Source organism: Bradyrhizobium sp. (assembly GCF_049512235.1).
Classification (GTDB): Bacteria; Pseudomonadota; Alphaproteobacteria; order Rhizobiales; family Xanthobacteraceae; genus Bradyrhizobium.
Genome location: NZ_JBEKXH010000305.1, coordinates 1 through 7902, shown reverse-complemented (window position 1 = coordinate 7902; position 7902 = coordinate 1). Strand labels below are relative to the sequence as shown.

General features: G+C 64.2%; 8 protein-coding genes. 2 read left to right on the top strand and 6 right to left on the bottom strand.

What is annotated here, in order from left to right; translation table 11 throughout:
- Window positions 1-183: 183 nt before the first annotated feature.
- On the bottom strand, window positions 184-1692 hold the full coding sequence (locus tag ABSG20_RS24085) for a glycosyltransferase family 39 protein (protein WP_423867007.1): 1509 nt from the start codon (window positions 1690-1692) through the stop codon (window positions 184-186).
- A gap of 377 nt (window positions 1693-2069) precedes the next feature.
- Between ABSG20_RS24085 and ABSG20_RS24080 the strand changes: the two genes are divergently transcribed.
- Window positions 2070-4292, top strand: a complete 2223-nt coding sequence (locus ABSG20_RS24080) for a hybrid sensor histidine kinase/response regulator (protein ID WP_423867006.1) — start codon at window positions 2070-2072, stop codon at window positions 4290-4292.
- A gap of 105 nt (window positions 4293-4397) precedes the next feature.
- Here the strand turns inward: ABSG20_RS24080 and rnhB are convergent, their stop codons facing one another.
- Window positions 4398-5141 (bottom strand): ribonuclease HII, encoded by a 744-nt coding sequence (gene rnhB / locus ABSG20_RS24075; RefSeq protein WP_423867005.1) that lies wholly within the window; start codon window positions 5139-5141, stop codon window positions 4398-4400.
- A 134-nt stretch (window positions 5142-5275) separates the two neighbouring features.
- Here rnhB and ABSG20_RS24070 point away from each other — a divergent pair, with 134 nt between their 5' ends.
- A complete protein-coding gene (locus ABSG20_RS24070) occupies window positions 5276-5458 on the top strand; it encodes a polyhydroxyalkanoate synthesis regulator DNA-binding domain-containing protein (protein WP_423867004.1) in 183 nt (60 codons plus the stop codon).
- Window positions 5459-5569: 111 nt separating this feature from the next.
- Here the strand turns inward: ABSG20_RS24070 and ABSG20_RS24065 are convergent, their stop codons facing one another.
- From ABSG20_RS24065 to ABSG20_RS24050, 4 genes are all read right to left on the bottom strand, one after another.
- Window positions 5570-6079 carry a GNAT family N-acetyltransferase gene (locus ABSG20_RS24065; RefSeq protein ID WP_423867003.1) on the bottom strand — a complete coding sequence of 170 codons (510 nt, stop codon included), beginning with the start codon at window positions 6077-6079 and terminating at the stop codon, window positions 5570-5572.
- Entirely contained in the window at window positions 6076-6366 is a 291-nt protein-coding gene (locus tag ABSG20_RS24060; RefSeq protein ID WP_423867002.1) for a type II toxin-antitoxin system TacA family antitoxin, read from the bottom strand. Before ABSG20_RS24060 ends, ABSG20_RS24065 begins: the two co-directional genes overlap by 4 nt.
- A gap of 114 nt (window positions 6367-6480) precedes the next feature.
- Window positions 6481-7656, bottom strand: coding sequence for a PA0069 family radical SAM protein (locus ABSG20_RS24055; RefSeq protein WP_423867001.1), 1176 nt, complete (start codon window positions 7654-7656; stop codon window positions 6481-6483).
- Window positions 7653-7902, bottom strand: a 250-nt coding sequence (locus tag ABSG20_RS24050) for a hypothetical protein (RefSeq protein ID WP_423867000.1), incomplete at its 5' end; no start/stop codon positions are given. The genes ABSG20_RS24050 and ABSG20_RS24055, both read right to left, overlap by 4 nt.

Here is a 7902-nt window from a genome sequence, read left to right as displayed (position 1 = left end):
GAACCGCTGTTTCGGTGAACGCCGCGCCACCCCCCACCCCCGACCCCTCCCCACCACGCGCGACGCGCGTGGAGGGAGGGGAGCCCAGGATCACTCGTGCTCCCTGGCGGTGCGCAGCATTGTCCGGTCACGCGGCTCCGCGGACCCGGGAACGCTGAGCCGGGTCCGGAGCACGCCTCTCCGCTACGGCAGCTTCGGCCGCACGATGGCCCAGCCGATCCGCAGCAGCGGCTGCCGCCCGGCCACGAACCACTCGAAGGCGTGCGGCACTTCCGGCACCAGGCCCGGGAATCGCTGCGCGATATCGGCCGGCGGCGTGCCGGCGGTGTCGGACGCCTGCCAGACCACGACGCCGCCGGTTTGATTGAACTTCGCCAATGTCAGCCACGGCGTCCGTTGCGGCGCCGTGTCGAGCAACAGATGGGGACGCCCCGCGCCCAACGAGATCAGCGCCGCAAGCTGCGCATCGCCGGTGACGGCCGGCAGCCGCTGGTTGGTCCGCCGCGCAAAGCTGTCGCCGAAAAATTGCGCGATCTCGGATGCCGGCAACGACGTCGCCACCGCGCCGCTGCCGGTCCAGGGCAGAAACAGCGTGGCCGCGACCACGGCGAGCGCAGGCGCGACGATCGCCGCCGCCCAGACCGAACGCAGCAGGCGCTCGCGCCTGAGATGAACGAGGTCGCCGGTCGCGACGATCACCGCCAGTCCAGACATCAAGGATGCGACGCCCACCCCACAAGCGACCGAATCGAGATCGAACAGGCCGGATATCAGGCTTCCCGCCAGCGCCGGAGCGATGGCGAAGAAATAAACGAATTCGCGCGCCAGCGCATGGACCGGCGGCCGATAGATGATCGGCGTCTCTTCCGGGTTGCGACTGAGCCGGCCGGAGTTGAGCACCACCAGCAGCAGGATGCCGGACATCGCCAGCAGCACGCCGCCGAGCAACAGCGCGGCGTGCAGCGCCCTGGCGCCGAGATCGGCGACATCGGGCCATTGCGGCAACGCCAGCGCATCGGCGCGCATCAGCCAGACCAGGTAGGGCAGCGCCAACACCACAATGACCAGGATGGCGAACAGCGGATCGAACGACATCAGCGTGCGCCGTCCGCGCCTGGTCGCGAGCGCAAACAAGGCGAGCAGCAACAACAGCCCGACCGCGGCCGAAGACGTCAACAGCAGCAGCCCGGCATCGATCGACCATGCGAACCATGCGTTGCCCCTGTTCTGGCCAATCAATCGCCAGGAATGCAACAGCAGCAGCGCCCAGAATGGACGCGCCAGCACCAGCGGGCCGAACTCGAGGCCGGGCGAACTGAATGCCACCACCGTCATCGTCAGCAGGATGGCAAGCACCGCCTGTTGGCCGCCGACGATGGCGCGCGCCAGCTGGTACAGCGTCAAGAAAGTCGTGATGGTGCAAAGCTGTGCCAGCAGATAGACGCCGAACATGTGGTTGCCGGCGGCGCGGTACGCGACATCGGCGAGCCAGAACGAAAGCGGCGGGCCGAGATCGGTTCCCACCTGGTATTCGCGGCCATAGGCCAGCACCGTGGCAAGGCCGCCGGGAGGGCTTCGATACAAAAGCAACGGCACCAGCAGCCAGAGCGCCGCCTGAAGCAACACCACAAGCCAGACCACCAACCGCGGCCGGGCGCGGATCAGTTCGATATTCAGGGAAGTGAAACGCATGAAACGCATGAAATGCCCAAGCCGGCTCTATTCGATTTCGAAGGTGTGATAAGGCGCACGGACTGCTCAGGCAACCGGCACGGCATTCGCAATTGACATTGCGATTCGCACGCCTCACTGTTCGGCCGGGCCGCTCGGTTGCGCCGGATGCGTCGAGGGCTCGCAACATGGCGCCAGTCGCATCACCGCGCCGTCGGCGACCAGTGACAGCCGGCAATCATCTCGGCGTAGCGTCGGAATCGCGTTTGGGCCGCGTCGGCTGTGAATCGGCCATCGCGCCACCAGTCGGCTGCGATTCCGGTTGGTGTGTTCCAGTATTGACTTAAACAACCCCTGATGGCGAAGGCCGCCGGCGAAGACGCCGCAAGGAATTTCATTTGCACCAGAGAACCATTCGCTTTTGGCTTACTTGCCAGGTCATCGGTTGCGTCCTGCCGGCGGCCCTGGGATCGGCATTCCTTTTCACCGTTTCCTATCAACAGCAGCGGTCAATCCTCGAACGCAACAACATCGCCACCGCCCGTGCGCTGATGCAGGCGATGGATGCCGAGTTGTTCGGGGCCCAGTCGGCGCTGCAGGTGCTCGCGGCGTCGCTGCGCCTGGCTTCCGGCAATCTGGCGGGCTTCTATCTGCAGGCGAGCGAGGCATTGCCGCACATGGGGGGCAACTACATCGCCGTCACCGATGCCACCGGGCAGCAGCGTGTCAATACGCTGAAACCGTTCGGGGATCCGCTGCCTCAGGTACCGCTTTCCGCCAACATCCGGGGCTTGTTCGAGAACGCTCAACCGTCGATCTCCGATCTCTTCGTGGCCCCCGATATCGGGCGGTCTGCGATCACCCTGCAGGTGCCGGTATTCTCCGGGGGAAAAGTCATCTACTCCCTCGCCATGGGCATCCTTGCCGATCGCCTTGCGGAAATCCTGCGCCGGCAGAATCTTCCGCCTGACTGGATAGCCGCGGTGTTCGACAGCAGCGGCACGATTGCCGCTCGAACCCACTCTCCCGAACGTTTCGTCGGCGGCAAAGGTTCGGCAGCCTTCCTGCTGAGATCCGCCGGCCGCGCCGAGGGTGTCACCGAGGCCGAATCGATGGAGGGCATCCCGATATTGAGCTCGTTCAGCCGATCGCCGCGGTCGGGCTGGGCTGTCGCCATCGGTATCCCGAGGATCAGCCTGACCGGAAACCTGTGGCGCTCGCTCGGCTTCAACGCCGCCGTGACCCTGGCGCTGCTTGCATTGAGCATCTGGCTCGCCAAAGTCATCAGTGTCCGCATCAATCGTTCCATCCGTTCCCTTCAGGTCCCGGCGCTTGCGCTCGGAACACCGGAATTGCTGTCAATTCCGCCGACCGAAATCGTCGAAGTGAACGAAATCGGTCAAGCCCTCATGAAGGCATCGCAGATGATCGAGCAACGCGTGAGGGAACGCGAGCGAGGCGAAATGGCCGCACGGGAGATGATCGGAGAAAAGCACCTCGCCGACAAGATCAGCCGCGCCAAGTCGGAATTCCTGGCGTCGATGAGTCACGAGCTGCGTACGCCGCTGAATGCCATTCTCGGCTTTGCCCAGATGATCTATCAGCACGGAAATCTCAGCAGCGAAAAGCGCGTCCGCTACACCGAGAATATTCTGGAAGCCGGCGTGCAGTTGGAGAAGCTGATCGACGATCTCCTCAACGTGGCCCGCTTCGAATCGGGGCATGTCGACGTGAAACTCGAGGTTCTGGATTGTCTGGAGGTGATGACCGAAGTCAGCCACGTGCTGGAGCTCGCGGCGCGAAAACGAGGCATGCTGTTCACGGTCGACACCTCCGGCAACCTGCCCTCCATCGTCGCCGACCGTGGCCGGCTGATACAGGTTCTGCTCAACCTCGGCAGCAATGCGATCAAATACAATGTCGATGGCGGGTGGGTCTTGCTGACGGCTATTCCCTATGACGACGTCGTGCGCTTTGTCGTTCGCGATACCGGAATGGGGATTGCCGCCGAGCGCCAACACGAAATATTCGAGCCTTTCAATCGTCTCGGCAAGGAATTCACGCAGGAAGACGGCATCGGCATCGGACTGACGATCAGCCGCCGGCTGGTGCAGGCCATGAACGGCGGAATCGGATTCGAAAGCACGGTCGGGCAAGGCAGCAAGTTCTGGGTCGAGCTCAAGGTGGCCGACGAAGCCGCCGCGAAGACCGTTCGTATGGCGCCGCCGATCGCCACAGCCACGGACCCGCGGTGCACGATTCTCTACATTGAGGACAAGATTCCGAACGTCGAGCTGATGCGCGCCATCATCGCGGATTTGAGCCACACACGCTTCGTCGATGCGCAAACGGTCGAGGACGGCCTCAAGATTGCCCGTTCGCTGCGGCCCGATCTCGTCATCACCGATATTCACCTGCCGGACGGCAAGGGTTTCGACGTTTTGCGGGCGCTTCGCGAGGATGGTCGAACCTCCCACATTCCCGTCATTGCGCTGACCGCCGATGCGATGCCTTCCAACATGCACAACATGAATCTGGCGGGTTTCGATCACATTCTGACCAAACCGCTGAAGATACCGGACCTGATGAAAATCCTGCGTGCGACACTCAAGGCGGCTTGAGCCGGTCGATGATATCTTGATGGCGCCGAGCCTGGCACCTGCCGGCGCCGTCGTCACGGCCGGGCTTCGCCGGGCGGAACAGCCAGGTCCTGTTATCAGCGCGTGTCAGATTCCGGCAGAGGCTTCAGGCGCCGCGCCGCTCGCCATCGTGACGACTTCAGCTGCCATCGTCATGCCCTGATGTCTTTCGCGCGCCGCCACCACCGGGGCAAAAAAGCGGCGGTGATGCACGCTGGGCCCGAGCCGAGCCAGCGCCTGCAGATGCTCCGGCACGGCATAGCCCTTGTGGGCCGCAAAACCATAGCCCGGGCAATCCTGCGCCAGCTTGCACATCAGCCGGTCGCGCGAGACCTTGGCAATGATCGAGGCCGCCGCGATCGAGAGCACCAGGGCGTCGCCGCCGATCACGGCCTCGCAGTCGCAAGGCGTATCGAGCCGGTCGCGGCCATCGACGAAGACGTGTTTGGGCATTTCCGGCAAAGCCTGCACCGCGCGCCTGAGCGCCCACAGCGATGCGCGCAGGATATTGTCACGATCGATCCGCGCGGTCGAAGCGAAGGCGACCGCGAAGGACGCCGTGGTACAGATCTGCTCGAACAGTTCCTCGCGGCGCTCCGGCGTCAACCGTTTGGAATCGTCGATGCCCCTGGGAATCCGCTGGGGGTCGAGCACGACAGCCGCAGCCACGACCGGACCCGCCAGCGGGCCGCGCCCGGCCTCGTCACAGCCCGCCACCGGCCAGACACCACGCTTGATCAGCGCGCGCTCGCGGCGAAAGCTCGGCGGCGCCACCGCAATCACGCCTTTGGCCGGCCTGGCCGGAGCGTCCTTCGATTTATCCCGAATCATGCCGGGATCGTGCGCAAGCGGACCCGGAGGCGCAACCGGGAAATGCCGCTGACCTCCGGCATTTCACCGCTTTCAACAGACGAGCGGCGAGCAGTCGCGTTTCATGTCAGGCTTGGTGTCGAGAGGAGGCTCAGATGAGCGATCCCCAACCATTGCCCGTCATCATCAAGCTTTACCCGAACCGGCGGCTCTACGATGGTGAAATCGGACGCTACCGCAGTCTGGTTGAGCTGAAGGCCTGGAGGGAACGGCAGGTGCCGTTCTTGATCGTCGATGCCAGGACCGGCGACGATGTCACCGAGCGCATCCTGTCATAGCGAGCGCCGATGCCAGGCTTGCCTGGAACGACCGCCGGCGTGGCGATAGCGTCGGGATCGTTCGCCATCAGCCATCCGCGGAAGTGGTCGCGCAACGTGTCACGGCGTTTGCTATGGCTGCAGCCCCGCTGCTAGCCGGATATCCCTGATAATCATAAACAAATGCCGCGCGTCGGTCGGCGACGGCGCGAAGCCGAAGTGCTGGTAGAATGCAACGGCGCGGTCGTCTTTAGCGTGAACGGCGAGCGCGCGGACGCCGATCATATCGGCGACCTGGAGCGTGCGCCCAAGCGCATCGAGCAGCAAGCCGGAGCCAACGCCACGGCCTTGGGCATTGACGTGGACGGCAAGGCGCGCCAGCACCAGCAAGGGGATCGGGTGGCGGGGCATGCCCTTGACGACGCGCTGCGGCGCCTGCGCGTGCTGAACCTCACCGGCGACGATCGTGTAGAAACCGGCGACCTCGTTGTCGCTGAAGGCGACATAGGTCTGCGATGAATTCGACTGCTGGGCCTGCAACGCGTGACGTAGCAGGAAGCGATCAAGCTCCGGTTGCCCACAGGTAAACTGCTCCACGTCGTGGCCACGATGCAGTTTTTGGATGCGAAGCGAACGCGTCACGGCTCGCTTTTGGGATCGAACACGGAAGGCTCGCGAAACAGTCGCTCGAGGCGCGGATGACGACTTGGCGGCACATCGAGCGCGGCAATAAATGCGTCCCACCCCTTGGCACCGAGCGTGAAGACTCGGCGATCGGCGAGCCGCTCCTCGGCCTCGCTGAGCGCAGCGTCGAGCACGAATTCGCTGACCGACTTGCGTTCGGCGGTTGCGGCAGCCTGCAACGTCTTTTTGGCGGCTTGGCTCAGCCGAAGATCAAGCTTTTCCGTCCGATGGGTGCGTTGTGTCATGTTGCCTCCTGACACCTGGGATAACATCATTGCCAGACAATGTCACGACAAATTGGAAAGCGTGGGCGGTGATTGCGATCCTGGATCATCCGCCTGTCGCACGGACATCCGGCGCTAGAACAAACTCAGCTGCTGCCCGCTGCGCTCGGGCCGCGCGAAATGATCGGTGGTCAGTTTCGAGCGCCGCTTGTTGAGGCCGAGCTTGTCGCAGGCGATCTCGAACCGGCGTCCGATCATCCAGGCCATCGGCCCGGTGCCCTTCATCCGGGTTCCCCACTGCGAGTCGTAGTCGCGCCCGCCGCGCATGTCGCGGATCAGGGTAAAGACGTGTCGATAGCGGTCGGGATAGTTCGCCATCAGCCACTCGCGAAACAGGTCGCGCACCTCCAGCGGCAGCCGCAGCAGCACATAGCTCGCTTCCCTGACGCCGGCATGGGCTGCGGCGTCCAGAATGCGCTCGATCTCGGAATCGTTCAGCGCCGGGATGACCGGCGCGACCATCACGGTGGTCGGAATTCCCGCCTCCGACAACTGCCGCAGCGCCTCGAGGCGCCGCGACGGCGTCGAAGCCCGCGGCTCCATGGTACGCGCCAGTTTGGCATCGAGCGTGGTGACCGAAATCGCCACCTTGGCGAGACTGCGTTTCGCCATCCGCGCCAGGATATCGATGTCGCGCGCGACCAGCGCGGATTTGGTGACGATGCCGACCGGATGGCCGGCGCGTTCCAGCACTTCGAGGATGCCGCGCATGATCTTCCGCTCGCGCTCGATCGGCTGATAGGGATCGGTGTTGGTGCCGATCGCGATCATGCGCGGCTGGTAACCCGGCGCCGCCAGTTCCTTTTCCAGAAGCTGCGGCGCGTCGGGCTTGGCGAACAGTTTGGTTTCGAAATCGAGCCCCGGCGACAGGCCGAGAAAGGCATGGGTCGGCCGCGCGAAGCAGTAGACGCAGCCGTGCTCGCAGCCCCGATAGGGATTGATCGACCGGTCGAAACCGATATCGGGGGAATCATTGCGGGTGATGACTTTCCGCGCGGTATCGAGCGCGACGGTGGTCTTGAAGGACGGCAAGTCATCGAGGCTCTGCCAGCCGTCATCGAAGGCCACGCGCGCTTCGGCCTCGAAGCGGCCGCTGTCGTTGGATTGCGCGCCGCGGCCCCGCCGCCGCCCGCGCTCGATCGCGACAGCCAGCTCAGGGAAGGGCGCAGGAGACGTAATGGGCGCACCCGCCGGCTCGGAGGGCGCCGCGACCGGCGGGTGCTTGAGGGCACGAGAGGATGCTCTGCTCATGGCGCGACCCTAGCAGACGTTAAGAACAAATCAAGAACATTTTCGCCTGGATGTTCAAAACTTGCCTTCCGACCTGCCATCGCCGGCCGCGTCCGTTCGATTAAGGTCCTCAACGAGCTCGACCGGTTCGATCTGGCGATCGAGGTCATCAACCACGTGCCCGCCTCGCCGAACCCGCGCTCGGCGGAACCGGCACCCGCGATCTGCCGCAAAAAGCCGCAAACGAGCGGGCTGATTTGCCCAGGG

Coding starts and splice junctions, on each gene's coding strand:
- ABSG20_RS24085 (WP_423867007.1), bottom strand. CDS start 1,692: ATGCGTTTCACTTCCCTGAATATCGAACTGATCCGCGCCCGGCCGCGG.
- rnhB (WP_423867005.1), bottom strand. CDS start 5,141: ATGATTCGGGATAAATCGAAGGACGCTCCGGCCAGGCCGGCCAAAGGC.
- ABSG20_RS24070 (WP_423867004.1), top strand. CDS start 5,276: ATGAGCGATCCCCAACCATTGCCCGTCATCATCAAGCTTTACCCGAAC.
- ABSG20_RS24060 (WP_423867002.1), bottom strand. CDS start 6,366: ATGACACAACGCACCCATCGGACGGAAAAGCTTGATCTTCGGCTGAGC.
- ABSG20_RS24055 (WP_423867001.1), bottom strand. CDS start 7,656: ATGAGCAGAGCATCCTCTCGTGCCCTCAAGCACCCGCCGGTCGCGGCG.